General features: G+C 54.1%; 18 protein-coding genes. 5 read left to right on the forward strand and 13 right to left on the reverse strand.

Going from position 1 to position 26,204, the window contains the following annotated elements:
* The first annotated feature begins 54 nt into the window (after positions 1-54).
* Genes ACZ481_RS24140 through ACZ481_RS24155 form a run of 4 tightly spaced genes read left to right on the forward strand, consistent with a single transcriptional unit; the run spans position 55 to position 4,070 of the window.
* Entirely contained in the window at positions 55-813 is a 759-nt protein-coding gene (locus tag ACZ481_RS24140) for an ABC transporter ATP-binding protein (protein WP_464767890.1), read from the forward strand.
* Positions 810-1,565 (forward strand): nucleotide-binding protein, encoded by a 756-nt coding sequence (locus ACZ481_RS24145; protein WP_464767891.1) that lies wholly within the window; start codon positions 810-812, stop codon positions 1,563-1,565. Before ACZ481_RS24140 ends, ACZ481_RS24145 begins: the two co-directional genes overlap by 4 nt.
* Before the next feature lie 32 nt (positions 1,566-1,597).
* On the forward strand, positions 1,598-2,860 hold the full coding sequence (locus tag ACZ481_RS24150) for a nitrogenase component 1 (RefSeq protein ID WP_464767892.1): 1,263 nt from the start codon (positions 1,598-1,600) through the stop codon (positions 2,858-2,860).
* A complete protein-coding gene (locus ACZ481_RS24155) occupies positions 2,841-4,070 on the forward strand; it encodes a nitrogenase component 1 (protein ID WP_464767893.1) in 1,230 nt (409 codons plus the stop codon). Before ACZ481_RS24150 ends, ACZ481_RS24155 begins: the two co-directional genes overlap by 20 nt.
* Positions 4,071-4,326: 256 nt before the next feature.
* Here the strand turns inward: ACZ481_RS24155 and ACZ481_RS24160 are convergent, their stop codons facing one another.
* Entirely contained in the window at positions 4,327-5,367 is a 1,041-nt protein-coding gene (locus ACZ481_RS24160) for an amidohydrolase family protein (RefSeq protein WP_464767894.1), read from the reverse strand.
* A gap of 205 nt (positions 5,368-5,572) precedes the next feature.
* Here ACZ481_RS24160 and ACZ481_RS24165 point away from each other — a divergent pair, with 205 nt between their 5' ends.
* Entirely contained in the window at positions 5,573-6,022 is a 450-nt protein-coding gene (locus tag ACZ481_RS24165; RefSeq protein ID WP_464767895.1) for a MarR family winged helix-turn-helix transcriptional regulator, read from the forward strand.
* Between the two features lie 153 nt (positions 6,023-6,175).
* On the opposite strand, the gene ACZ481_RS24170 is transcribed toward ACZ481_RS24165, so the two are convergent.
* From ACZ481_RS24170 to ACZ481_RS24225, 12 genes are all read right to left on the reverse strand, one after another.
* Complete coding sequence (locus ACZ481_RS24170; protein ID WP_464767896.1) at positions 6,176-7,465, reverse strand: PHB depolymerase family esterase; 1,290 nt, start codon at positions 7,463-7,465, stop codon at positions 6,176-6,178.
* A gap of 239 nt (positions 7,466-7,704) precedes the next feature.
* Positions 7,705-8,562, reverse strand: a complete 858-nt coding sequence (locus tag ACZ481_RS24175; protein WP_464767897.1) for a thiamine pyrophosphate-dependent enzyme — start codon at positions 8,560-8,562, stop codon at positions 7,705-7,707.
* Positions 8,559-10,304: a 2-oxoacid:acceptor oxidoreductase subunit alpha gene (locus tag ACZ481_RS24180; RefSeq protein ID WP_464767898.1), complete on the reverse strand. Its 1,746-nt coding sequence runs from the start codon at positions 10,302-10,304 to the stop codon at positions 8,559-8,561. The genes ACZ481_RS24175 and ACZ481_RS24180 overlap by 4 nt, the downstream gene beginning before the upstream one ends.
* 247 nt (positions 10,305-10,551) lie before the next feature.
* A complete protein-coding gene (locus ACZ481_RS24185) occupies positions 10,552-10,893 on the reverse strand; it encodes an SdpI family protein (RefSeq protein ID WP_464767899.1) in 342 nt (113 codons plus the stop codon).
* A 179-nt stretch (positions 10,894-11,072) separates the two neighbouring features.
* On the reverse strand, positions 11,073-12,581 hold the full coding sequence (gene hutW, locus ACZ481_RS24190) for a heme anaerobic degradation radical SAM methyltransferase ChuW/HutW (protein WP_464767900.1): 1,509 nt from the start codon (positions 12,579-12,581) through the stop codon (positions 11,073-11,075).
* Complete coding sequence (locus ACZ481_RS24195; RefSeq protein ID WP_464767901.1) at positions 12,578-13,102, reverse strand: flavodoxin family protein; 525 nt, start codon at positions 13,100-13,102, stop codon at positions 12,578-12,580. Before ACZ481_RS24195 ends, hutW begins: the two co-directional genes overlap by 4 nt.
* A gap of 40 nt (positions 13,103-13,142) precedes the next feature.
* Positions 13,143-14,219 (reverse strand): ABC transporter substrate-binding protein, encoded by a 1,077-nt coding sequence (locus ACZ481_RS24200; RefSeq protein WP_464767902.1) that lies wholly within the window; start codon positions 14,217-14,219, stop codon positions 13,143-13,145.
* 240 nt (positions 14,220-14,459) lie between these two features.
* Positions 14,460-19,193: a TonB-dependent receptor plug domain-containing protein gene (locus ACZ481_RS24205; RefSeq protein ID WP_464770687.1), complete on the reverse strand. Its 4,734-nt coding sequence runs from the start codon at positions 19,191-19,193 to the stop codon at positions 14,460-14,462.
* Positions 19,194-19,332: 139 nt separating this feature from the next.
* A complete protein-coding gene (locus ACZ481_RS24210; RefSeq protein WP_464767903.1) occupies positions 19,333-20,046 on the reverse strand; it encodes an energy transducer TonB in 714 nt (237 codons plus the stop codon).
* 4 nt (positions 20,047-20,050) lie between these two features.
* Complete coding sequence (locus ACZ481_RS24215; protein WP_464767904.1) at positions 20,051-20,461, reverse strand: ExbD/TolR family protein; 411 nt, start codon at positions 20,459-20,461, stop codon at positions 20,051-20,053.
* A complete protein-coding gene (locus ACZ481_RS24220) occupies positions 20,458-21,096 on the reverse strand; it encodes a MotA/TolQ/ExbB proton channel family protein (RefSeq protein ID WP_464767905.1) in 639 nt (212 codons plus the stop codon). Before ACZ481_RS24220 ends, ACZ481_RS24215 begins: the two co-directional genes overlap by 4 nt.
* Positions 21,097-21,359: 263 nt before the next feature.
* Positions 21,360-26,135, reverse strand: a complete 4,776-nt coding sequence (locus tag ACZ481_RS24225; protein ID WP_464767906.1) for a TonB-dependent receptor plug domain-containing protein — start codon at positions 26,133-26,135, stop codon at positions 21,360-21,362.
* Positions 26,136-26,204: the final 69 nt, after the last annotated feature.

Consider the following 26,204-nt stretch of genomic DNA (forward strand, 5'->3'; position numbering starts at 1 on the left):
CTGAACAGCATTGCAACAGAGAATTTGTCCGTCGCTTACGAGGATAACCTGATAGTGGCTGGTTTGAATATGCAGGTCCCACAGGGGAAAATTACAACCATCATCGGTCCAAACGGCTGCGGCAAGTCCACGGTGTTAAAGGCCGTGGGGCGCATTCTGAAACCGAAAAACGGCGTGGTATATCTGAATGGGAACGATATCCGTCACTTAACGACCAGGGAAGTAGCCAAAAAAATGGCCATTCTGCCGCAGTCGCCCCAGGCCCCGGCCGGTTTGACGGTGGGCGAGCTGGTGGCCTACGGCCGCTTTCCCTACCAGCGGGGCTTAGGCAAACTAACCCTTGAGGACAAAAAAATCATCGCCTGGGCGCTGGCGGCCACAAGGCTTGCAGAGCTGGAAACCACGGCGGTGGACACCCTTTCCGGCGGACAGCGCCAGCGGGTCTGGATCGCCATGGCCCTTGCGCAGCAAACCGATTTGATTCTGCTGGATGAGCCGACTACCTATCTCGATTTGTCCTACCAGTTAGAAGTGCTGGAGCTGCTCTACCGTCTGAACCGGGAACAGGGCTGCACCATTGTGATGGTGCTCCATGACCTAAACCTTGCCGCCCGCTTTGCCGACTACATGGTGGCCATCCGCTGCGGGAGCATTGTCCGCCACGGTTCGCCGGAGGAAGTAATGACCGCAGAGGTATTGCGGGATACGTTCCGCATCGACGCCCGGATCATTACGGAACCCCGCACCGGTCGGCCCACCTGCATTGCTTACGACCTGATTAAAGATCCCTACTTGAAAGAAGGTGCCAGATGAAAAAGATTGCAATTTACGGCAAGGGCGGTATCGGCAAATCAACCACCGTATCCAATGTGGCGGCAGCCATGGCGGCGCTGGGGCTGACCGTGCTGCAAGTCGGCTGCGACCCTAAGGCCGACTCCACCCGCACCCTGACCGGCGGGGAAAACATTCCCACCGTGCTCGATACCCTGCGGCGAAACGGCGACGCAGCGCTGGACGACCTTGTGGTCAAAAGCAGCACCGGCGTGCTGTGTGTCGAGTCGGGCGGGCCGGTTCCCGGCGTGGGCTGTGCCGGCCGCGGCATCATCACGGCTTTTGAAAAGCTGGAGGAGCTGGATGCCTACGAAGTGTACAAACCGGACGTGGTGCTGTACGACGTGCTGGGCGACGTGGTCTGCGGCGGCTTTGCCATGCCCATCCGGGGCGGCTATGCCGACGAGGTGTGCATTGTCACCTCCGGCGAGATGATGGCCCTTTACGCCGCAGCCAATATTGCCCACGCCGTCAAGAGCTTTGGCAAGCGCGGCTACGCCTCGCTGCGGGGGCTGATCCTCAACGCCAAAAACTTTGCGGGCGAACAGGAGCTGGTGGACAAGGCGGCGGCGGAGATCCAAACGCCGGTCATTTACCGGCTGCCCCGCGATCCGTTTGTGCAGCAGGCCGAGGCGCAGGGCAAAACGGTGGTGGAGGCTTTCCCGGCCTGCCCGATGGCGGCCCATTATCAGTCGCTTGCCAAGCTGCTGCTGGAAGGAGGCGAAGCGCGATAAACGGGCTGAAACACTTGAAGCGCCTGTCGGCAGTGAAGTCCAATACAGGCATAAAATTCCTGACGCCCGCTGTTTCCCCCGGCAACCACTGCCCGATGCGCATCGCGTCGGTAAATGTGAAAAATATCAGGGGCTTGTCTTCTTTACTGGTGGGAATGCCGGAATGCACCACCCACTCGCGGCTGTTCAACCCCCGGCCGGAGGGACCGCAGGGCGAGTTGCACTGGCTGTATGTGCTGGAGGCGCAGGAGGTGGTGTTCGGCTGCCGAAACGGGCTGATTGCCGCCCTCCGGACAATGGACAAAGCCGGGGCCAAGGCCATTCTGCTGATTGTCACCTGCGTGCCGGAGCTGATTGGAGAGGACATTCAGGCAATTGTCAGGGAAGTGCAGCCGGAATTGTCCGCGCCCGTCACCTTCGTGCTGCTGGGCCAGTTCAAAAACATCAGCTATCCGCCCGGTTCGTGGAAAACAATGGCGGCGCTGGGCACACTGATGGCGGCAAAAACACCGGACGCCAGCCGTGTCAACGTGCTAGGCCGCGCCCCGGGGGAAGAACATATCCCTTTGCCGTCCCTGCTGCCGGCGCTTGCCGGACAAGGCCTAAAGCTGCGCTATCTGGCGCCGGGCGCGGCCCTGGAGGATTTCCAAAACGCACCGGACGCGGCCCTGAACTTGGTGGTTTCTCCCTTCATGCAGCCGCTGGCCGCCAGAATGGAGCGCGAATTCGGCGTGCCCTATATCGCCCTGCATACTCTATATGCTGTGGCAAGCATCGACAAGGCTTATGCGGCCCTGGCGGAACATTTCGGCCTGGCCTGGGGCGATGCCTTTGCCCAGGAACGGCAGGAGGCCCTGGCCTGGCAAAACCAGGCGGCGGCGAGGCTCAAAGGCCTCCGGTATGTATTCTGTCCCCGCATTGACATTCCCCTGCCGCTGGCCGTCTATCTTACCGGGCTTGGCATGGAACCGCTGCTGTTGCATTTGGAGGAATATTATCCGGAGGACGGGGACTATGCCCGGGAGCTTAACGCCCTGGGCCATAATCCCTGGGTCTGTCGGATGGTGAATGACCAAGCCGATGTGCCGGTTTTGAAAAAGCTGGCGCCGGATTTATGCTTTGGTTACCTGCCTGCTGCCAACCAGTCCATTCCCTGCGTACCGGAGCTGCTTGATTTTTACGGGCAAGTGGGCTATGGCCGGACCAGCCACCTGTTAAAAAGAATCTTAGGCGTAATGAATGAAAGGGACGCCGCCGGCAAAGGAGGGACCGCCTATGGGTCTGCATCGTTTTAAGCCGCTGCCTTCGGGCCGCATGGGTATTCTGTGGACACTTGCCACCATTCGTGACGCCGCCCTGGTGGAATTTGGCTGTATGGGCCATATGCTTTACAGCGGCGTATCGCTCAAGCGCGCCGGCGTCCATGACGCCTGCCGGCTCTACTCCACGCACATCGACGAAACGGATATCGCCCTCGGCAGTACCGAGCGGCTTAACCATACCCTCGACCATGTGATAAAACGCGATCAGCCGCGGGTAATTTTCCTTTTGCCCTCGTCGATTCCCGAGGTAATCGGAACAGATCTTCCCGCTCTCTGTGAGGAATTGCAGCCCGAATACCCTGACGTCCGCCTGCTGCCCTTCGGCTACGGCGGATTTAATGTCACCCAGCACCGCGGCGTACAGGAAGCGCTGCTGCTGCTGGCCCAAACGCTGCCGGTGGAAGTGCAGCCGACACCACAGCCGACGTTTAATATCATTGGCTCCTGTGCTGATCTGTTCCACTTTCAGGCCGACGCGCTCGAGCTGGTCCGGATACTGGAGGGCACATTCGGCCTCAAGCCGCTGTGCGTGCTGACCTCGGCTGCGTCTGTTGCCGACATTGAGCAGATGGGCGGCGCCCATATTAACCTTGTCATCCGGCGCGAGGGCGAACCTGCGGCCAGACATTTGCAGCAGCGCTTCGGGACCCCTTATCTTGTAGGGCGCCCCTACGGCCTTGACGGAACCAGGCGGTGGCTGGAGGAAATCGCGCAACTGGCCGGCCTGACGGCCAATGCCGCTTTCCTCAGGGCCGAGCACGCGATCTGCCGGCAGCAGCTTGCAGCCGTTATGCCGTCCTTCGCGCACATGGTTAGAGCACACCCGGCTGAAACCGCCTTGTCTTTAGGCGGGCACGCCGATGTGGTCAAAGGCATTCTTGCTTTTGGCTGCGGCGAGCTTGCCTTTGCCCAAGGAACCTGCTGGTGCGACTGCCCCGAGATGGCCAGCGGGGATATCCCCTATTTGGCGGAAAACGAGTGGGCGCAGGTCGTCCAGGAACACAAGCAGGGTATACTTATGGCCAGCGGCGAAGCGCTGGCCTGGGCAGGCCGCAATACGGAACTGCAAATTTCCAACCCGGACATAAAATGGCGCCTGCCCCCTTATGAACCGCCCTTGCTGGGCTTCCGCGGCGCTGTGCAGCTGGCAAATCTGTGGATCAACGCGAATATTGAGGATTGATGGCAGGGGTGTGGCGGAGCTTTCGCAGCCAATACCACCAATGGACTTGTGAAAAATAAAAGAGATGGTTTTACCCGGTAACAAGGAGTAAGACCATCTTTTTTATTTCCTTCCAGGCAACTTGCCGCCCTGGTTATGTCTTTTTAACAAAAATGCGGATGTTAAAGAAGCGGATACATAGTGCAATATGACAATACAGCCAGGAGGCTTATTACGGCAGGCCTCCTGGCTAACAGGTCATAAAATGAAGATAAGTCTATTTAATATTGAACAGCCGTTGGGCATTTCCACCAAGAACCAAAGCTTTTTCCTGGCCGCTAATGCGTAAAGACCGAATTACGTCTGCCCCCTTGATCAGCCACTCTCTTCTGACCGGATAGGAAGAACCAAACAGTACATGGTCGGCCCCCAGCACCTTGATTGCGCACTCCAGCTGTTCCTTACCCCAGGGCGCGGCATGGGACATATCAAAATACAGATTATTTTGCAGATACCCGCTAAGCTTATCGGCATCGGTTTTAAAACGTTCCATTACTTCACCGGTTGTGGATACGCTGGGCAAAAGGATGTTGGCAAAGGCATAAAATGCTCCGCCCAGCATCGTGTGAATCAGCTTAAGATCAGGGAATTCCTCGAACAGGCCGCTAAACAGCTCCCGGCCTACCGCTGTCCCCTGATCGATACAACGCCCATAGAACCGGCGCAGATTGGTATAGCTGGTAATGGATTCATAATCCACCGGCAGGGGCGTGTGATGGACGACAACCGGTAATTTTAATTGATTTAGAATTTTAAAATAAGGCTTAAATATTTCATCATCTAAGTATAGTTTTCCATAATGGCAGGCAAGCTGCACGCCAACCATGCCAAGTTCCTTTATGCATCTTTCCAATTCATAGATGCATTCTTTGCTGGCCCAGGGCGGCAGAACAGCATTAGCCAAAAATTTGCCGTTGCTGCGTTTAGTCATGTCCGCCAGTCCGTCATTAATGCTTCTGCACATCTCGATCGGAAGCCATTCCTGCCAAACCGGTATTCGCAGCAGGGCCTTATCGATCCCGCCGTCAGCCATATCCTGCAATTTCACGTCCAAAGTGTATTGGCCTTCAGCATAATTCAGGTTTTCGCAGCCTTTGGGTTTTTCGAGGACAATTTGCCGTTTGCTTGTACCAGGTACTACCCCCAGGTAGGCATTTTCGCCGAAAGTCCGCGGGACGCACTCCAGAAAGCCATTGAGTATTTTTTCATTTGTAAAAAGGTCTTCAGGCAGATAATGCATATTACAATCAATAATCACTAAGCAACACCTCCGTTAATTAATAACCCCAGGCACATAGTTGCATATGCAACTATATACTACCGCATTTTAGTTGTTAATGCAACTATTTTTAGATTAAAATTGGCTTTACCAGCAAAGCGATTATTAATATAATGTAAATTAGTTGCAGCGGTAACCTTTGGGGCCAACCATAAAGCGGGCTTCAGTGATGGAGGAAGATATTTTGCAAAAAGACAGATTTGGCAAACATATTTCATTGATTTATAGATACAGTCAAATATTTTTTAATGCCCAGTTAAAAAAATACCATCTGGGCAGCGGCCAGTATATTTTCCTTGTTAACTTGTTTGAGAATAACGGCATCAGCCAAGAACAGCTGGCAGATATAGTAAAGATAGATAAGGCAACCACAGCGAGGGCTGTTGCCAAACTGGTAGAGGAAAAGTATGTTATCCGCAAGATAAGCAGGAATGATAAACGGGCTTACAAGCTGTATACTACCGACAAGGCAGCGGCTATTAAAGACATATTGTTTGGGCTTTTAGACTCTTGGAATACCATCATGCTGGATCAGTTTGATAGCGGGGAAAGGAAAACCCTGTTTACATTAATTGAAAAAGTTGGCGATAATATTCTGCACCATGCCCATCGATTTGAACAAGACCCTGACTAGAAACAGGTGCTGCCTAACTTTTGTTGAAAATGGTAGAACTCCTGTCAAAGCCCTCGGGCCTGACAGGAGTTCTCTGTATGTTTAGCCGTACGTGCTACGATTTCTTTCTGAGTTAAAAGGTGCAGGCGAGAAAAAATGCAGCGCATTTTTGTATTACTGGGACGCTTTTGCCTGTGTGAACAGCCAATCTCTCAGGCCTTCGACAGTATAGGCTATTCTCCATGTATTTATATGATTGCTGCCGGCATCGTCTGCCTGGCCTGCTGGAACTACCGTTCCTTTTTTCAGCACCGTATATTTGATATTATTGCCTTCCCCGGTCATCTTGCTTACCTCAGCTGCAAATTCCGCGGCATTGGCCTGGCCGCTCCATATGGCTTTGCTGACCTTCGCTCCTGCCGCCTCCATTTTCGCTATACTGGCATTCATACCGGGATAAGCTTTTTGATCCCCTTCAGCAACGACAATCCACATATTTTTTTTAGCCAGGACAGTCATGGCCTGCGGGTCCCATTGACCGGCTACGAGCAGTGGCGCGGCAAACAAGTCGGGGTATTTTATCATCATGGCGATGGCCATCATACAGCCCCCTGATTGGCCGGTAACATATAATCTGTTTTTATTAAGTTTATACTGACTGACTATCGAGTTTATTAAATCTACGGTAATATCCAGATAGGCTGTTGCTTCAAACTTATCATTGACAATTTGGTCAGAATACTGGGGGGCAAGTACAAAGCACTCCCGTTTTGCCTGTTCCGAAGGGGTTGCCCAGATTACGCCGCCCAGGCCTTGGACCAGTGTTGTGTCTGTTACGTCGCTGGTTGACCCCGCGTCATGAATAAATGTTACCAGCGGATAGGATTTATTTTCATCGTAATTTTTCGGTATAAATAAATTATACTTCAAGGTTTTCCCGGTTTTAGGATCTTCATATTCAAGCTGTTTAAAATCGTCCACGACCAGGTTGATTACTTTATTATTTTCCAGCACATCGGGATGAGGCGCATAACTTTCGCCCGCTGCAGTTATGAGATTGCCAGTCTGTTGGACAGAAATCCTGACCTCCTTTCTTGTCCTTGTCCGGTCTCGTTGAACAAATATCGGCGCATTTTTATCTTCTTCGGCAAACTCGAGGATGACATACCGGCCGTTTTTGCCTTGCAGCGCCTTTGCTGCCGACTCATTGGCATATATCTTTGTTATCCTCCTGCCCGCGACCGAGAAAGAGTCTGCTGTCAGCTTTGCATTGTCAAGCTCTTTATCATATTCGATGGCTGCGGCAATTAACTTTTGCCCGTCCCCAAACACTTCGGTGATGGCCGTTACCGATTTAATATGTAAACCATCCGGCGTCGCTTGCTTTTTCGGCGCAAATGCACAGGCATTCAGTATCATGGTAAGCATTATGAATACCGCCAGCGTTGACAATGTTCTTTTCATTTGTATTTTTCCCCTTTACTATTCCGCCAGGAAATAGACTGCTTTCTGACATTATTTTAACACTAATTGTTACATAAAATACTAAAAATCACCGGGTACATACGGTGGTGCTAGCGAATGATGGCCAATAAATAAATCCAGGTTGCTGCACGCTAAGCAAACAACCTGGATTATCCATTAGCAAAAATTTTTTTTTCGCGCAATCCCTGGCCGGCTTGGGCGCCGAATTCGCCGTTTGTTTACGCCAGCTCCTCCATCAGGCTGCTGATGTCGGTGCCGGTCAGCGGCTGCGCCGTCAGGGGACCGTCTTTAAGCTGCGGCAGCGAGTCGGCAAAGGTAGGCCGTTCCTCCCGCAAGAACACGCCAACAGGAATTTCCTCGCCCCATACCCCGGCCAGCGCCTTCGCCTGCTCACGGTCTGACGGATCATGATCGCCGGCAATGGTGCGGACCCGCTGCTGATACCAGGCATAGGTATTAACAGCGTTAAAGGATACGCAGGGCTGCAGGATATCGACCACAGCAAAACCCCGGTGGCGGATCGCCTGGACCAGCATGTCGGTCAGATGATTCATATTGCCAGTGTAGGCGCGGGCGACAAAGCTGGCGCCCAGGCTGATCGCCATGTCGACGATATTGACCGGCCGCTCGACATTGCCCAGTGGCGGCGGCGTGAACTTAGTGAACATGCCCGGCTCGCTGGTCGGTGATGTTTGTCCCTTGGTCAGTCCGTACACCTGATTATTATGAATAAAATAACTAATATCCAGGTTGCGCCTGGCTGTATGAACAAAATGGCCCATCCCCAGGCCCATGCCGTCGCCGTCGCCGCCTTCGGTAATAACGGTCAGGCCGTGATTGGCCAGCTTGACGCCGGTAGCCACCGGCAGAGTGCGGCCGTGCAGGGTTTCGATACGGTAGCAGTTAATATACTGGCCGATTTTGCTGGAGCAGCCGATACCATTAACCAGAACGGTCTGCTCAAGATCCAGTTCCAGCACGGCAAACGCTTTTTTCAGGGAATTAATAATGCCAAAGTTGCCGCAGCCCGGACACCAGGTGGGAACATAGTCAAGATTAGCATCATAGGCACTCATGCCAACACCTCCTTGATTTTCAGCAATATCTGCGACGGCGTAAAAGCCCGCGAATCATATTTCAGATAGCGGTTGGCGAGATGAAGGCCGGTATGCATGCGTACCAGCCCGCCGAGCTGAGCCGTTTTATTGCCTTCCACCAGCAGCGTTTGCCGGCTGCGGCCGAGGATCTCCGCCACTGCCGCTGCCGGGAAGGGCGACAAATAGATGATTTGCAGGACATTGACGCTGAGGCCGGCCGCTTGTGCCAGGGCCATCGCTGCCAGGGCCGCGCCTTTGGTTGAGCCCCAGACGACCAGCGTCAGATCGGCCGTCTCCGGCCCGTACAGCCTGACAGCCTCCAGTTCGGCCAGAATATGGGGCTCCTTGTCAAACAGCTTGTCAAGGGCCTTAACGGTGACTTCCGGTTCCCTGCCGGCATACTCGCGGTTGCCGGAACTATAGAAGCCGTCCTCGCCATGGGTGTAGCTGGTGGCGATATGGCGGCCGCCGCCTGTTCCCGGCAGGGCGCGGGCCGACACGCCGTCAGCAGTAAATTCATAACGTTTGTAAGGCTGATGCGCCGCCAGCCAGTCTGGGTCGGCCAGCTTGCCGCGTTCGATCGCCAGTCCCGCCGTGTTAAAGAAAGGGTGGGTCGCCGCCGAATCGGCCAGATATTTATCGGTCAGGATAATGACCGGCAATTGATATTTCTCCGCCAGATTAAAAGCCCGGAAGGTTTCAAAAAAGCACTCTTCGATGTCGCCGGGAGCAACCACGATTCGCAAAAACTCGCCCTGCGACGCATTCAGGACAAACGCCAGGTCGGCCTGCGCCGTGCGCGTCGGCTGGCCGGTACTGGGGCCGCCCCGCTGGGCGTTGACCATTACCAGCGGCACTTCCGCCAGCGCGGCAAAGCCAAGGGCCTCCACCATCAACGAGAAGCCGCCGCCGCTGGTGGCGCCGATCGCCCGCGCACCGGCAAAGCCGGCGCCGATCAGCATGTTGATGGCCGCGATTTCATCCTCTGCCTGCTTAAATATCAGCCCGAAAGCCGGGCCGTGGTCGGCAAGATAGGTCAGCACGCTGGAGCCGGGCGTCATCGGATAGCCGGCGGCAAACTTGCAGCCTGCTTGCAACGCGCCCATGGCGATCGCGTCATTGCCGTTGATCAGCATCCGCCTGGCCGGCGGCTCAGAAAACGGTAGGGGAAACACGGCGGCAGCGGCCTGCTGCGCGGCCAGCGCATAGGTTGCCTGCAGCAAAAGCCGGTTCTTCTCAAACACCTCCGGTTTAAATTCGCCGGCCAGCACCGCTTCAATCAGGTCAGCGGGAAAGCCGCTGAGTGCGCAAAATGCCCCCAGCATCGCACTGTTGGACATAATTTTGGCTACATCGCCGCTGCCCTTTTGCAGCAGAGGCAGCTGGTAAACCCGCACGCCAGCGGCCAGTTGGCTGCTGTCGATAGTGAGCGAGGCGTCGGCGATCAGCAAACCGCCCGGCCGCACACGGCAGTAATTTTGTTCCAGCCCCGCTTGCGACAGCACAGCCAGGCAATCAAGCAACTCTTCATGGGCCTGCAGCGGCGCAGCCGCCAGGCGGACCAGGCAGGTGTTCAGGCCGCCTTTAATCAGCGACGGATACTCATTGACAACAAAAGCCCACAGGTTATTACGCCCGGCCGCCTTGGCCACAGTCGAGCCTGCGCTCATGACCCCGTAGCCGGCTTCGCCGGCAAACAGGCAGGTGAAATCGCTTTTCAAAAATATCCCTCCTTATATTGCCAAATAACCAAGTCTTGTCTCTGATAATAGTTTCGGCATAGTGGGGAAAAATCCTGTTGCCAAAACCACGCAGCATTGGGCAACAGGAAAAAGGGATTCCAGCCACAGCCCACTGCTAAAGGGCGCACGAAGATTGCGAAGTTTTGCTTGTTCCGCATCCCCACAGCAGCAAAAAAAGCACCAGGTTTACAGAGTGCCCTGTACCTGGCGCGCATTTGTTCCGAACCTATTTATTATTATATTTTTGGATTAAATATCGTTCTGTCACATAAATACTTAACATTGTGCCGACGATAAAAACCAGAAAATTTATGCCATAAATGAGTGGATGATTTTGCTGCCCATAGGCAGTTAAGGTTCCGCCAACACCCAATAATACATTTACTGCCCCGGCGATGCCAAGGAATTTACCAAAGGTACGGTTGGCGTATACCCAGGTTTCCTCACTCGCCATAGACCGGGCTGTCCGGTAACCCCAAAAAAAGTTTTTCTTTATTCTTACATAATAAGAAAACAATCCTAAAACTATCCATAAAATACCGATTGCAGTCATTACTGACGGCGGCATTTTCCTCCCCTCCCTGCATAGCCAATTTTGCCGTGGATTAGGCTGCGAAAACAGCCGGCTTTATCTGGCAGAGGAAATACCAGGGACTGCCTTTTGGCCTCCCTGGCATCCTGAGATATGGGTAAACGGTTCACGTTAGCATGCTGACGGTCCGGCGGCAGGGAGCGTTAGCAAGCGCATTAACAGGAGGAATTACCGGACGCTAGTTTTTTCCGGCCTGGTATCGGATTCAGCTCCATTGCCGGATGCCCTGGCGCCATAACCTTGGTTCCCGGCGGCCGCGCCTTTCCGTCCTGCGCCGCGACTCCCTGCACGGCGATGCTGTGTTCCTGGGTTACGATCGCCTGCACGCATTCCAATGTAGTCTGGGCAATATTTACCTGCCAGAACTGGCCGGCCACGGTCAAGCGGTAGATGACGCCGTCGTAATCCACAAGCCCTCTTTGTTCCCACAGATCATAGAGCCATTGCAACTCAGCCAGCCGTTCATCGGCCTTGATCAGCGGCTGTAAATCCAGGAACCCCCGCTCCAGCTGGTCCAATATGCTGTTAATCACTGACTGCAGCGGCCCTTGCGCGATCAGGACCATGAAAGGCTTAAGCCCGCCCATGACCATGTTTTCATAAGGTTGCAGCGCCCGGTGCAGCATGGTCGTATAACCGCCGGCATTGCCGCCGGCGCCGCAGCCAAACGGGAATATGACGCCCCCCCGTTTCGCCAGCGTATTATACAGGCTGCGTTCCCGGTTATTTCGCTGCCAATGGCAAACGCTAAGCCGGGAAAAATTCCGCTTCGCTACGAATTCCTGGGCAAAAGCAAACATCCGCGCCTGTTGGGCGGTGCTGGCCGCCGGGGACATTGTCCCGGCCAGGATCCGCTGATCCAAATCACTGCCTTCAAATACGTTAAGTTGGTATAAATCCATGCCGTCGACCGCCGAATCAGCCAATATCCGCAAATCCTCCTCCCAGACCGTAAGGTCCTGATCAGGCAGACCATAGATCAGATCGACGATGACAGAACATTGTTGATAAGCCTTTAACGCGGCCAACCGCCGGAGTACCGTTTCCTGGTCGTCGACTCTTCCCAGCTGGCGGCGAATCTGCGTATGAAACGACTGCACGCCCAGGGACACCCGATTTACACCGTTTTCCAGCCAGACATCCATCTTGGCCGGTATCAGGTCATGACAGCGTCCTTCCAGCGTCAGTTCATAGTCGTTGGCCAGGGGCAGACAGCGCTGGATAGCCTGCAGCAGCCGCCGGGCATTGTGAGGCGACAACGAGGTAGGCGTACCGCCGCCGATAAAAACGGCATGTACCGGGCCCGCTTGCAGATAGGGCTGACCGGCGTCGGCCTCCAGTTCCCGGATCAGGCAATCGATATAGCGGTCTTCCGCCGCCTGATTGGCTGCATTTTGAAAAAACCCGCAGTACAGGCATTTTGTCTGGCAAAAAGGTATATGAATATAGGCTGACCTTTCTGTTTTTTCAGCCGGCGGCCGTTCCATAACCTGGTGCCAGATCGCCTGCGCTTGACCGGCCGGCACGGGACAGCCCTGCAACCCCGCATGGACTACCCGCTTCTGAGAAAAAGCGCCTGTCAGCGGGTCGGCCTTCTCATACCCCAGCTGGAGCGCTTGTTCTGCCGCCGAGAGTGTCTGAAATAGGTCTTGCAGTTTCATCATCGCCGGTTCTCCAGCCGTTTAACGGTCTCGGTTGCGAACGCTTTCGCCGCCGCCAGATCAGCTTCATCCGGATGCTTGCTCGCTTCCTTATGCAATGCTTCCCGTTTTTCATCCACCGCATGGGGATGGCCGGCAGGAAACATTTTTTTCATTTGCTCGATCAACTGCGGGTCAACTTTTCCCTGACAGATAAAGCTATGCACCGGCGGCTGGCCGCCGGGGCGCAGCGCCGCTGCGTTGCGCAGGCTGTCGGCCGCATGCTCCGACCGGGGATCTGCCCCTAATGTCGCAAACAGGGCAACACGTGGATGTTCCAGGCGCCGCAGCAGTTGCTGCGCCTCGGGATCGGCCGAGCCCCGGTCAACCCAGAACCCGGCAAACACGCAATCATAAGCATTTAAATCAGCCGGCGCTTCCCCAACTGGCAGACAGGGAGTTGCCACCGGCAGAACGCTGCTGATGGCCTCCGCTATTTTTTTGGTATTCCCTGTCCGTGATGAATACAAAACAATATATTGCATATAAAATCATTCCTTTCCTCTTGTGCTATAATCATCCATTCTATTTTCTATAAAGAAAACCTGCCAGGACGCTCAAAGCTTGCTCAATCTGCGCGCCGGGATTGACGGCGAACAGAGAATAAGGGAGCTGATATACTCGGTTTTGCCGGACGGCGTCCAGCCTTTGCCACAGGGGATTTTGCAGTACCTGCAGCCCTTTATTCGCCATCTCGCCAAAGCGGTGGTCAATGAATAAAATGACATCAGGCTGAACGGCAGCAATGGCTTGGAAATCCAGCGGCGCATAGGCTAATTTTTTCTCCATCGGCGCCAGCAGATCAGACATGTTCACTCCCCCCAGCCGTTTCACCATGTCACCGATAAAGCTTGTGGAAAGCGCTGCATATAGTCCGTCGTCGATCGCCCAGACGATAAGCACCCTGGGCGAAGGCCGCCCGCCGGCCTGTTCGATCAGCCGCCACCGCTGTTTTTCGATAGCAGTGATTTTTTTATCGGCAAGTTCCTCGTTGCCGTTTAGCTCTCCGTAAAAATGCAAAGCTTCCAGGACATCGGCATAACGGTCATAGGTCTGCAAAATGGTCGGGATACCTTTTCTTTCCAGCACAACTGCCAGCGACTGATGGGCCGGAAAAGCCATGCCGATGACTAAATCCGGTTTTATCGCCATAATGCGTTCTAAATTAGGGTTGGGCGGCAGGCCTACTGTGGGAATTTTTTTAATTTCATCCTTCAGCCTGGCCGGCACCATACCGCCGGTGCCCCTGCCGACCGGCCTGCCGCCGGTTGCCACGTACAGCCCCAGGTTGGATGAATTTAAAGTAATGACACGCTGCGGCCGGTCCGGAATGGCCACAAGCCGCCCGGCACTGTCGGTCACCATGCGCGCCCGGGTGCAACCCAGCCTGACCAACCGGTTGCGCGGCACACTGCGTTCACTGATCCAGCCGTCGCCGTTGCGTTGCAAAACCTGAATAGCGGCGCATTTAGGGCATTTAATCTCGATTTTTTCCACTGCGCCGCGAAACAGCATGCAATTGCAGAAAGCGCACCGGACAGGGCGCAATTCCGTCTGCGGCTCATGCCATGAGTCCTGCACAATCCTATCATAGCCAAGCATCCAGTCCACACTCCTTTGTTTTGCCTGAGAAAAAAAGAAAAACTCCGAGCGTGATATATTTACGCAACGGAGCTCCTAGCTCTCTTTTAAACCTTGCGCTCACCTGATTTAGATTATCAGGCAGTGCATTACTATTTTTAAAGTTAGTACTTTTTTCTAATATTTATTATACAATCACTGAGAATCATTGTCAATAGTTATTTAAACAGACTGGGCTTATCTGTTTAAACGGCCGCCTCCTTAAAACTTGCGCGTCAATTGCACTCTCGTATAATCTCCCAGTTTGAAATTTTCTGAGCCATACAGCGTATCCCGTTTTCCCGTGCCTTTCGCGTCAAAGGTATAGAACGCTTCCAGTAGGAAGTCTTTGGCCGGGACATAGCCGGCTCCCAGCGTAAAGCTGCGGATACCGTCCAGATAGCGGTCCGGTACCCCTTCGGTGCCGTTGCCGCCAAAGAACGAACCATGCTCAAAGTGCTTGTAATCGGCAAAGGCATTCCAGCTGCCCGGCTGATCCGTATCGCTGCGGCCGATATCCACCCGGGCTACCCAGAACCGCGGCGTGCCGCCCGCTTGGCGTCCGGCCAGCGCAAAGTCCGATGTGCCTGCGGTATGGTTATACAGCGTTTTGCCATTCATAAACCGGCCAAAATCCGTCAGGTTCCGCCCCAGGTCATAGGAGAAAGTGATTTGCTCATTGAGCTTCCATTTGGCGCCCACGCCGACGACATTGGCCAGCTGATCAAAGTCATATACGTCATTCGTATCGCCATTGGCCACCGCTATGCCGTGCTGCTTATCATTGACCGAACGCAAATACCAGGCCTGAAGACCCAGATTAGCGCCGAGCTGCTGTTTGGCCTGGACAAAGGCGGCCTTATGGATCGCCGGGATCCGGTCCTGCACTAAGACGGTTCCCGACACCCGAATCACTTTTCCCTCAAGCTGTTCCAGCAACTCCAGCGGCAGGGAGCTGCGGTCTTCCGGCCCCCAGGTCACCACATTCGCCATGTTAGAAATAATATTACGAACCGTCACTCCTACATCGGCCCCCATAATTCGTCCCTCCGGGAACCCGCCTATTGATGGTGAGTAGTTTACCCTGGTCCATAACTGCTTAAAAGTATTCTGGCTGTCCCATAAGGAAGTAATGGCCTTGGCCTTCGCTTCGTCTTTCGTAAGTACCGTAAAAGCACTTGCGTCGAATTCATCCACAGGAATAGCCCAGTCACGAACAGCCAGTTCCCGGAAAACTTCATCGCCGGTGTATTCGCCGTAGCCTAAGAAGGTAGTGGTAAAATTATAATAGCCTTCTGACAGAAAAACCGAATTATTGAAACCGATCCATTCTCTGGTTACCCCGCTTGCTTCCAAAGACGGTTCGATCTTGTCCCATGTCCCTGCCGCAGCCGCTTCCAAGGCTTCCTGATCAAAAAAGTCGGCATAGGAAACCCTCTCTGTCGTCCTAAATGAATTATTCCCAGAGGGATTTACCATGACAATATACTCGCCTAACTTTTCTCCTGTCCCCTCAGCCGTAACGGTAACTTTCTGCCAGGCAAACGTATTGATAGAAGGGTTCATCTGCATAGAGGTAATTGTGTCATAGGCAGCCGGGTCGTCTTGCTTGATGACTTCCAAATACTGATTGATAATCTGCTGCTGTTCCTCCAGGCTGGCTGCCTGAGCCAGCTTCTGGTACAGTCCCTGATAGCCGTCTACGCTGACCACCTTATCTTTGTAAGGGGCGCCCTCCTCGGGATAGTCGTTTGTGTCATATCCCAGCCATTCCGTTCTGGTGGGCGCCCGGAAAAAGACTTGATGGGTCGCATGGGTATAAGCCGAATCCGTTATCCCGGTGCTATGGCTGAAATCGCCGTAGCCGATCCGCACCTGGGTCTGCTTGTTCGTCCACACGGCCCGGCCGCCGTCATATTCCTGGTCAAACCAGTAGCCCGTAACCCCCAGCGCCTCCGTCAGGCGGCCGGCCGTAAAGTCCCACTTCTTCACATTCCGCGTGACTTCCGCTTTTTCCAGCCGCTGCTCGTTCAGGCCTTTGGAGCCGGAGACATCATAGGCGGTATCCACGCCGCTCATGCCGCCGGCGCTGCCGAGGACGGTGACATTCGTTTTATCGCCGATACGGGCGTCAATACCGACCCGCAGCCGCTGCTCAAAGCCGTGATCCGCTTTTTCAAAGATATTTTTTTCCGCGTCGCCCACACTGGCGGCCGCCGTTTCTCGCGCTGCCGGTTTATTCTTGCCGGTATTGGCGTTCCAGCGGGCCTGATAGTCGCCGATCAGCTCTACGCCTTCTTTTTTATTGGCGTCAAATGGTTTCTCGATAAACCAGTTCTCCGCTGCCGGCGTTGCTGCCGGTGCGTCGGTTGCGGCGCTGTCTGTTTGGCTGTCCTCTTCCTTCTTACTGCCCGCAGCAGCGCCAAACTTCATATTCAGGCCAATTTTATAGACCCGTTCCTGGAAGGCCCGGTCGTCATCGCGATGATTAAACAGGTTGTCGATGCCGAAGTAGGCCAGCGAATCTTTCGACAAGTCTTTTTGGATCAATAAATTCCAAAGGCCGAAGGTTTTCTTTTCATAGGTCTGTTTGCCCCCTTCGGCAAAATTATACTTCAGGTCGCCATTTTCGTCATACTCCAGGTAATTGCCGTTATTGGCCACGCTGTTGCTGTCGAGCATATTGATGTAATAATTGCCCCACAGGGAAGAGCGCCAGCCGCCCTTCCGGTTTTCATAGGTGACGCCGATATCGACCTTGTGCTGCGGCTTGTCTAAGAGCCGGCGCGGCATATCGGGATCGCTTTTATTCAGGGCGTAGAGATAGGTATAGCCCAGTTTTCCGGTCCAGTGCTCGTCAAACTTCTGCGACACTTCAGCTTCGGCGCCGGTGATTTCCGCCTTGCCGATATTCTTGAAGCTGTAGATCATATCCGGCGGCATAAGCCATTTCCAGCCTTCAGAATCGGTGGGTCCAAAATCCATTAAATAGCCGGTGAAATACGTTGACATATAATCATCGATACGATTGTGGAAGACATTGAAGCGAGCCGACGTATTCCTGTTTTCCCCCTCAATCCCGATATCGAAATTCACCGACTTTTCCGGTTTCAGATCAGGATTGCCGACCCAGTAATAACCCAGCTTCCCTTTAAAAATATCAACCGGCATGCCCGCATACATTTCCCAGTTGTAATAGAGCTCGCCCATGCCCGGTTCCGTATAACCGGTGCCGATGTTGGCTTTAAAGCGGCGGTTGGCATTCCCGTTGATATTATGCGTCAGCCCCATGTTGAAAGTAGCGTTCGTGCCGAACAGGTTGCTGTGGTCGACGCGGAAAATAGGGGCGAGGATCGTATCGGCGTCCACCTGCCAGGTATCCTGCAGGAAAAAGTGCTGCTTTTTGATTTCCGCCCGGCCTACCTGCTGGCGATTCTGCCGGCTGTTGTATTCTTCCTGAAACGTCTTCCCGTTATAAGTGGCGTCCCGATACCAATCGGCGTAATAATGGTTAATTGCGGAGGCATTGCTAAGAGTAAGCGATGGATTTTCCGCTTTCAGCTGCAGGGCAAACGCGTCCCGCCTGGCCACTACTTCCGCCGGGGCGCCTGTTGCATACGCAGTGTATTTTAGGAAATCCTGGTACGTAAAAGGGGGAATGATATTTTCTCCATTGTCGTCACGGGCGCCGTACCATTCATAGTCCTGGTCATAGTACGGTACGCCGGCTTCATTTCGCACCAGCTCGTAATCATGCACGTTGGAGGAGGGCGCCCCGGTTCCCCCTTTGGTATAGAGGTTCTTGTCATAATCCCAGGGGTCGATGTAGCGCGTATAGGTATCCGGCGCGCTTTTCAGCCGGCTTCCTTCGCCGGTTTCCTTGATATAACCAAAACCATAAGTCAAAAGGTGCCTGTCATTGACCTGCGTATTGGCCGACGCTTTGAGGTTCCATTGCTTATGCTCGATATCATCGATATAGTTTAAGGTGTTCTTCCCTTCGTATTGCGAATTGCTGTACCTGGAGGACAGCGTGAGGTCGTCCTCATTCAGCTTCGCGTAGTCCAGGCCGATTTTCCAATCCGTATTGCCGCCGTTATTCCCGCTGTACGACAGCCGGTACGTATTCCGGTCCATCTCCCGTTTAAAATGCTGCTGCGGCTCCATGCCGGAGTCCGAATGCTTGACATACCGTTCCAGATCCTCATTCAGCCGCTCGACATTGAATTCGAGCTTGTTCCGGTCATCGATCTCATAGCTGCCGATCAAGCCGATATTCTTGATATCGCCATAGTAGCGCAGGGAGTTCCGGACATTCTCGCCGCCGCCCAGTCCGCCGAAATACGTAGTCCCATAGACCGGCATGATCTCCCGCTTGCTGCCATATAATCCTACCCGGAATTTTCCTACTTCGCCGGTATCGGCGCGCAGGAAGATATTCTGATAGGGAAATATATCCCCGTCGCCGCTGATTCGCCGTCCTTCGGCATTGACCTGCAAGCCCGGTTTAGACGCTGCCTTGCGAGTAATGATATTGACGACCCCGCCAATCGCGTCGGCGCCATACTTCGCTGATGCCGCGCCCCGGATGATTTCGATGCGTTCCACATTCTCCGTCCCCAGCCGCATGACCTCGTCGGCCGCGCCCTGGTATTTAGCCAAGTCGCCCATGACCGGCTGGCCATCCACTAAGATCAGCGTATGCCGCGGTTCGGCGCCCCGGATGGAAATGCCGACCCGTCCCATCGCGTCTACCGTCCGGGTTACACCGGTTTCATCGAAGATGATATCTTCGACGCTTTTGGCCTGTTTGCGCTCAATATCCTCCTTGGTGATGATGGTGGTGCTTTGGGATTCGTATTTGGCTTCCTCCCTGGCGGCATCCGCCTCGACGACGATATCCCGTGTTTTGGCGGTATCCTCAGCCGCCAGCGCCCCGCTCCACAGGGCAAACATATTGGCTGTCAACAAGGCGGCGACCGCGCAGCGGGCCCGGCTTTTTTTATTCAAGGTTATCCCTCCCTGGTTCCTTAAACTGTTTCCTTCGTGTCCGGCCATGCAGGCTGGCAGCCGGCGGACATAGCTCATAATTGAATTACTTTAACACAAAATGGACGGTGGTGGTAAAGCTTACCGGCGCTTTGAGCGCATTGGGATAGGGGCATACGGCGCGTATGGCCTGCAGGGCGGCCTGTTCCAGCAGGCGGGCGGCCGAACCGACGGTACTGGCGCTGACCAGATTGCCGTCCGCATCCAGTGTGACCGCTACCGTAACCGTTCCCTGGATATTGCGTTTTACCGCCATATAAGGATACTGCTTGTTGGCGTCAACCGCGTTGGCGAAGCCGTTGAAATCAAAAGGACCGCTGCCGGGGCCGGCGACGCCGCTGCTGCCGCTGCCCGCACCGTAACCGCTGCCTTCACCATAACCGCGCCCGTCACCCGCCCCGTCGCCGTCGCCCGCACCGCTGCCGGCACCGCTGCTGCCGGCAATGCTGGTTTTGGCTGTGGCCGCCGGCGACGCCACCGGGGCGGAGGCGGGTACGGCAATGCTTTCCGGCGCTAGGGGCGCCGGTTCCGGCGGCGTCTCCGGCTCCGGCTCCGGCTGGGCTTCGGCCGGTTGCGGCGTGCCGCCGCCCGCCTGACCGCTGCCCTGCACAAAGTCGGTCATATCCAGATCAATGACATATTCCGCTTCCGGCCGGTGCACCATATTGCCGCTGAAGACCAGCCCGAAGCAAATGGCCACAGCCACATGAAACAGCACCGAACACAGGAAAGCCCGCCGCCAGCTGCAATATTCTGTCATGACATCACCTTGCTTTCTTCTCCGCGGCAATACCCAGTTTTTTTACGCCGGCCGCTTTAAGCATGTCCATAACCGCTACCACCTGGCCGTGAGCGGTTGCTTTATCGGCCTGCAGGATGACTGCCAATTGCGGACTGGCCGCTGTTCGGGCCTGTAGTTGCGCGGCTGCGTCCTCAAGCGACACAAATTGGCCGTCCAGGGCGATGCGGCCGGCCGCATCAACGCTGATAATCACCGGCAGCTGGGACGGCACCTCCGCCCGCGTTGCCTGGGGCAGTTGCACGGCCAGCGCCCGTTGGGTGGTCGTTTGCAAGCTGTTCATCATAAAAAAGACCAGCAGAAAAAAGATAATATCAATCATGGGAATGATCATAAAGGACGGTGTGGAAATACCGCGGACATTTCTGAATTTCATGCCGCTTCCCTCCGCTTGTGTTCTAATACGGAGAAGCACAGATCCTCCGTGGCGGTCAGGACCGTATCGAATTGATGGGAAAAGAAAGTATGGATGACAAATGCCAGTATGGCCACGCACAGGCCGGCCGCCGTCGCGACCAGCGCTTCCCCGACCCCGCCGCTGATGGCCGCCGCGCCGCCGCCGGAGCCGTCCATGACGCTGAAGGAGCCGATCATGCCGATAACGGTGCCGAGCAAGCCGAGCAACGGGGCAACGGTAACGATCGCGCTCAGGTAGTCAAGATGCTTTTTCAGGCCCGTTACCTCCACCGCCATCCGTTCTTCAAACGCTGCCTTTACCGCTATTGTGCCAGCCTGGGGGTATCTGGCCTGCAGCAGGCCGGCTTTCACCGTCCGGCTCATGACCGTATCGAAGGCATCGCAGACGGCAATGGCCCTGTCCCAGTCCCAGTCCCCGGCCGCCAGCGTAGCGCGGATCTGCGCTCGCAGCCCGTCGCCATTGCGCCGGTGGCGGCGGTAGTAATACGCCCGCTCGGCGGCGATCATTACCGCCAGCAACGAACAAATTAACAGGGGATACATGACAAAACCGCCTTTGTGAAATACATGCAGCAAATAAATAAATCCGTCCACTGTTTACACCTCTGTTATATTGATTGGGAAACGCAAAACAGCAATCCACTAACAAAATTTAACAGCTGGCAAAAAGAAAAGCTCCGCGCGTAATCAATTTACGCCACGGAGCTCCCAGCTCTCTTTTTTTAAACGCTGCCCGCCTGATTTTAGTCATCAGGCAGGTAATACGCTACTATTTTTAATTTCGTGCTGTTCTACTGTTGATTATACCTCTCAGTGATAATCATTGTCAATAACTATTTAAATAAATGGCCGTCTTGCTAGAACTTGCGCGTCAATTGCACCCTCGTATAATCGCCCAGTTTGAAATTTTCGGCGCCATACAGCGTATCCCGTTTTCCCGTCCCTTTCGCGTCAAAGGTATAGAACGCTTCCAGCAGGAAGTCTTTGGCCGGTACATAGCCGGCGCCGACCGTAAAGCTCTTGATGCCGTCCAGGTAGCGGTCCGGCACGCCTTCGGTGCCGTTGCCGCCAAAGAACGAACCATGCTCAAAGTGCTTGTAATCGGCAAAGGCGTTCCAGCTGCCCGGCTTGTCCGTGTCGCTGCGGCCGATATCCACCCGGGCTACCCAGAACCGCGGCGTGCCGCCCGCTTGTCGTCCGGCCAGCGCAAAGTCCGACGTGCCCGCCGTATGGCTATAGCGCGTGCTGCCGTTGATGAAGCGGCCAAAATCGGTCAGGTTCTGGCCCCAGTCATAGGCGAAGGTGATTTGCTCATTGAGCTTCCATTTGGCCCCCACGCCGACGACATTGGCCAGCTGGTCAAAGGCATATACGTCATTGGTATCGCCGTTGGCGACCGCGATGCTGTGCTGCTTATCATTGACCGACCGCAGATACCAGGCCTGAATGCCCAGATGATCGCCAAGCTGCTGTCTCGCCTGGACAAACGCGGCTTTATGGATCGCCGGGATCCGGTCCTGCACCAGGACGGTGCCTGCTGTCGGCAGCAGTTCTCCCAGCTGTTCCAGTAAGATTAACGGCAGGGTGCTGTCATCCTCCGGCTTCCAGTTTTGCCCGATAGTTGCTATTAGATTCTTAAGTACAGAACTTACCTGCCCCTTCAGGTAATAGCCCGTTTGCGCTGACGCGCCACCTGCCGATGTACGTTTCCAGCTTTGTGCATTATTCAAACTGGTATTTTTATCCCACAAAGAAGTTACGGCTTTTTGTTCGGCCTCGCCTTTGGTAAACCAGTTGAAATCCCCGCTGTTTACCTGATCCTGTGACATAACAAAATTTTCATCTGTTCCCATTCGCTGAAAAACTTGGTTCCCTGTATACTCTGCATAACCTAAAAATTCACTTGCAAATGTATATTTGCCTTGCGGCAATAAGAAGGAATCGGTTGCACCAATATTTACCGTTTTTGTGCCATTAGCCTCTAAGGAAGGCGAAATTCGATCCCAAACCGTTTGTGCCGCTGCTTCTAATTTTTCTTGATCGAAGTAATCCTCAAAATAAAGCTGTTCTGTCCTATTGCCCTGCTTCGTACTCATAGACGGAGATACCATCGCAATATACTCCCCAATTGCTGCGCCGGTTGCAAAATCTGTGACGGTAATCTTTTTCCAGGCAAAGGTATTGATTGATCCGTAGGAAAAAGCGGAGGTAATCTTCGTATACGCAGCAGGATCATTCTGCCTGACTACTTCTAAATACTCATTCACAAGCTGCCGCTGCTCTGCCGGGCTGCTGGCCTGAGCCAGCTTCTGCACCAGACCCTGATAGCCTTCTACTGTTACTGTCTTATCACTATAAATGCCGTCATAAGGTAGATCCGCCAAGGAGTTATTATACCCTAACCATTCGCTCTTTGTCGGTGGCCGGAAGAAGGCCTGATGTGTCGCATGGGTATAGGCCGAATCGGTAATTCCCGTGCTATGGCTGAAATCACCATACCCGAACCGCACCTGGGTCTTCTTATTCGTCCACACAGCCCGGCCGCCGTCGTATTCCTGGCCGAACCAGTAACCCGTAACCCCCAGCGGTTCGGTCAGCCGGCCGGCCGTGAAGTCCCATTTTTTCACATGCTGGGTAACTTCTGCTTTTTCCAGCCGCTGCTCGTTCAGGCCTTTGGAGTCGGCTAGATCATACGCTGTATCTACACCGCTCATGCCGGCTGCACTGCCCAGGATGGTGACATTCGTGTTATCGCCAATGCGGGCGTCAATACCGACACGCAGGCGCTGTTCAAAACCATGTCCTGCTTTTTCAAAAATATTCTTGGCGGCGTCGCCCACACTGGAGGTTGTCGTTACCCGCGCTTCCGGTTTGTCCTTGCCCGTATAGGCGTTCCAGCGGGCCTGATAGTCGCCGATCAGTTCTACGCCTGCTTGTTTATTTTCGTCAAACGGTTTGCTGATAAACCAGTTCTCGGCGATCGTCGTGTCTGCTGCCTCGCTGTCTGTTGGTTGGCCCTCTTGCCGCTTGCTGTCTTTATCGGCGCCAAACCTCATGTTCAGGCCAAGTTTATAGACCCGTTCCTGGAAGGCCCGGTCGTCATCGCGATGATTAAACAGGTTATCGATACCGAAGTAGGCCATCGAATCTTTCGACAAATCTTTTTGGAGCAAAAAATTCCAGAGACCGAAGGTTTTCTTGTCATAAGTCTGTTTGCCGCCTGCGGCGAAGTTATATTTCACTTCTCCGTTCTCATAGGTCAGGTAATTGCCGTTATTGGCAATACTGTTGCTGTCGAGCATATTGATATAATAATTGCCCCACAGGGAAGAGCGCCAGCCGCCCTTCCGGTTTTCATAGGTGACGCCGATATCGACCTTATGCTGCGGCTTATCTAAGAGTTGCCGCGGCATATCGGGATCGCTTTTATTCAGGGCATAGAGATAGGTATAGCCCAGCTTCCCGGTCCAGTGCCGGTCAAACTTATGCTGCAATTCCGCTTCCGCACCGGTGATTTGCGCTTTGCCGATATTCCGGAAGCTGTAGATCATATCCGGCGGCACAAGCCATTTCCATGCAGTTTCCGTTGGATGGAAATCCATCAAATAGCCGGTGAAGTAGGTTGTCATGTAATTATCGATCCGATTGTGGAATAGATTGAGTCTGGCCGACGTATTCTTGTGTTCGCCTTCAATCCCGATATCAAAGTTGAGGGATTTCTCCGGCTTTAGATCCGGGTTGCCGATAAAATAATAGCCCAGTCTGCCTTCTCCCAAACCTACAGGCGCCCCGGCATACATTTCCCAGTTGTAATAGAGCTCGCCCATGCCCGGTTCCGTATAGCCTGTGCCAATGTTGGCCTTGAACCGCCGGTGGGCATTGCCGTTGATATTATGCGTCAGCCCCAGATTGAAGGTCGCATTCGTGCCAAATAAATCACTGTGGTCCATGCGCAGGATTGGCGACAGGATCGTATTTTGATTGAGCTGCCACGTATCCTGAACAAAAAAGTTTTGTTTCTTGATTTCCGCCTTCCCGACCCGCTGCCGGTTCTGTCTGTCGCCGAATTCCTCTTGGAATTTTTTCCCCAAAAAGGTAACGTCTCGCCAATTTTCAGCATAATAATGCCATATTATTAATGAGGCAGGCAAACTAGTTGTAAACTCTGGATTTTCTGCCAGTAATTGGTTTTGCAACTCCTCGTATCTGGCCTTTACATCAGCTGGAGCCCCAGAGGCATAGAAACCGTATTTGATATAATCCTCATAGGTATAGGCCGGTATGATGTTATTTCCATTTTCATCACGCGCGCCATACCATTCATACTCCTGGTCATAGTACGGTACGCCGTCTTTATTGCGCACCAGCTCGTAATCATGCACTTCGGAGGAGGGCGCCCCCGTTCCGCCTTTGGTATACAGGTTCTTGTCATAATCCCAGGGGTCGATGTAGCGCGTATAGGTGTCCGGCGCATTTTTCAGCCGGCTTCCTTTCCCCTTTTCCTTGGTATAGCCAAAACCATAGGTCAGTAAATGGCTGTCATTTAGCTGCGTATTCGCCGACAGCTTGATATCCAGCTGGTCATGGTTGATATCGTCGATGTAGTTTAAGGTATTCTTGCCTTCATATTTCGATTCGCCAAAGGTCGTTGTCAGCGTGAGGTCGTCTTCCGTCAGCTTCGCGTAGTTGACATCCACCTGCCAGTCCGTATCGCCGCCATTGTTCCCGCTGTACGCCAGCCGGTACGTATTGCGGTCCATGGTCCGCTTGAAATGCTGCTGCGGTTCCATGCCCGAGTCCGAATGCTTGACATACCGTTCCAGGTCTTCATTGATCCGGTCGATGTTGAATTCGAGCTTGTTCCGGTCATCAATCTCATAGCTGCCGATCAGGCCGATATTCTTGATATCGCCGTAGTAGCGCAGGGAGTTCCGCACATTCTCGCCGCTTGCCAGTCCCCCGAAAGTCTCCGTCCCATAGACCGGCATGATATCCCGCTTGCTGCCGTATAACCCAATCCGGAATTTCCCGATTTCGCCGCTGTCGGCTCTTAAAAAGATATTCTGATACGGAAAGATATCCCCGTCTCCCTTGGCTCTCCGGCCTTCGGCATTGACCTGCAGCAAGGGCTCGTTAGCGGCTTTGCGGGTGATAATATTGACTACCCCGCCGATCGCATCGGCGCCATATTTCGCTGATGCCGCGCCCCGGATGATTTCGATGCGTTCCACATTCTCCGTCCCCAGCCGCATGACTTCATCGCTGGCCCCGTAGTATTTGGCAAAATCGCCCATGACCGGCTGGCCATCCACTAAGATCAGCGTATGCCGCGGTTCGGCGCCGCGGATGGAAACGCCGACCCGGCCCATGGCGTCTACAGTCCGCGTTACGCCGGTTTCATCGAAGATAATGTCTTCGACGCTTTTGGCCTGTTTGCGTTCAATATCCTCCTTGGTGATGATGGTGGTGCTTTGGGATTCGTATTTGGCTTCCTCCCTGGCGGCATCCGCCTCGACAACAATATCCCGGGTTTTGGCGGTATCCTCGGCCGCCAGCGCCCCGCTCCACAGGGCAAACAGATTGGCTGTCAACAAGGCGGCGACCGCGCAGCGGGCCCGGCGTTTTTTATTCAAGGTTATCCCCCCTCTAGTCATCAAACTCTTTTTCTTTATCCGGTCATTCCGGGTAGCGGCCTGTCCCTA

Source organism: Sporomusa intestinalis (genome assembly GCF_055383785.1).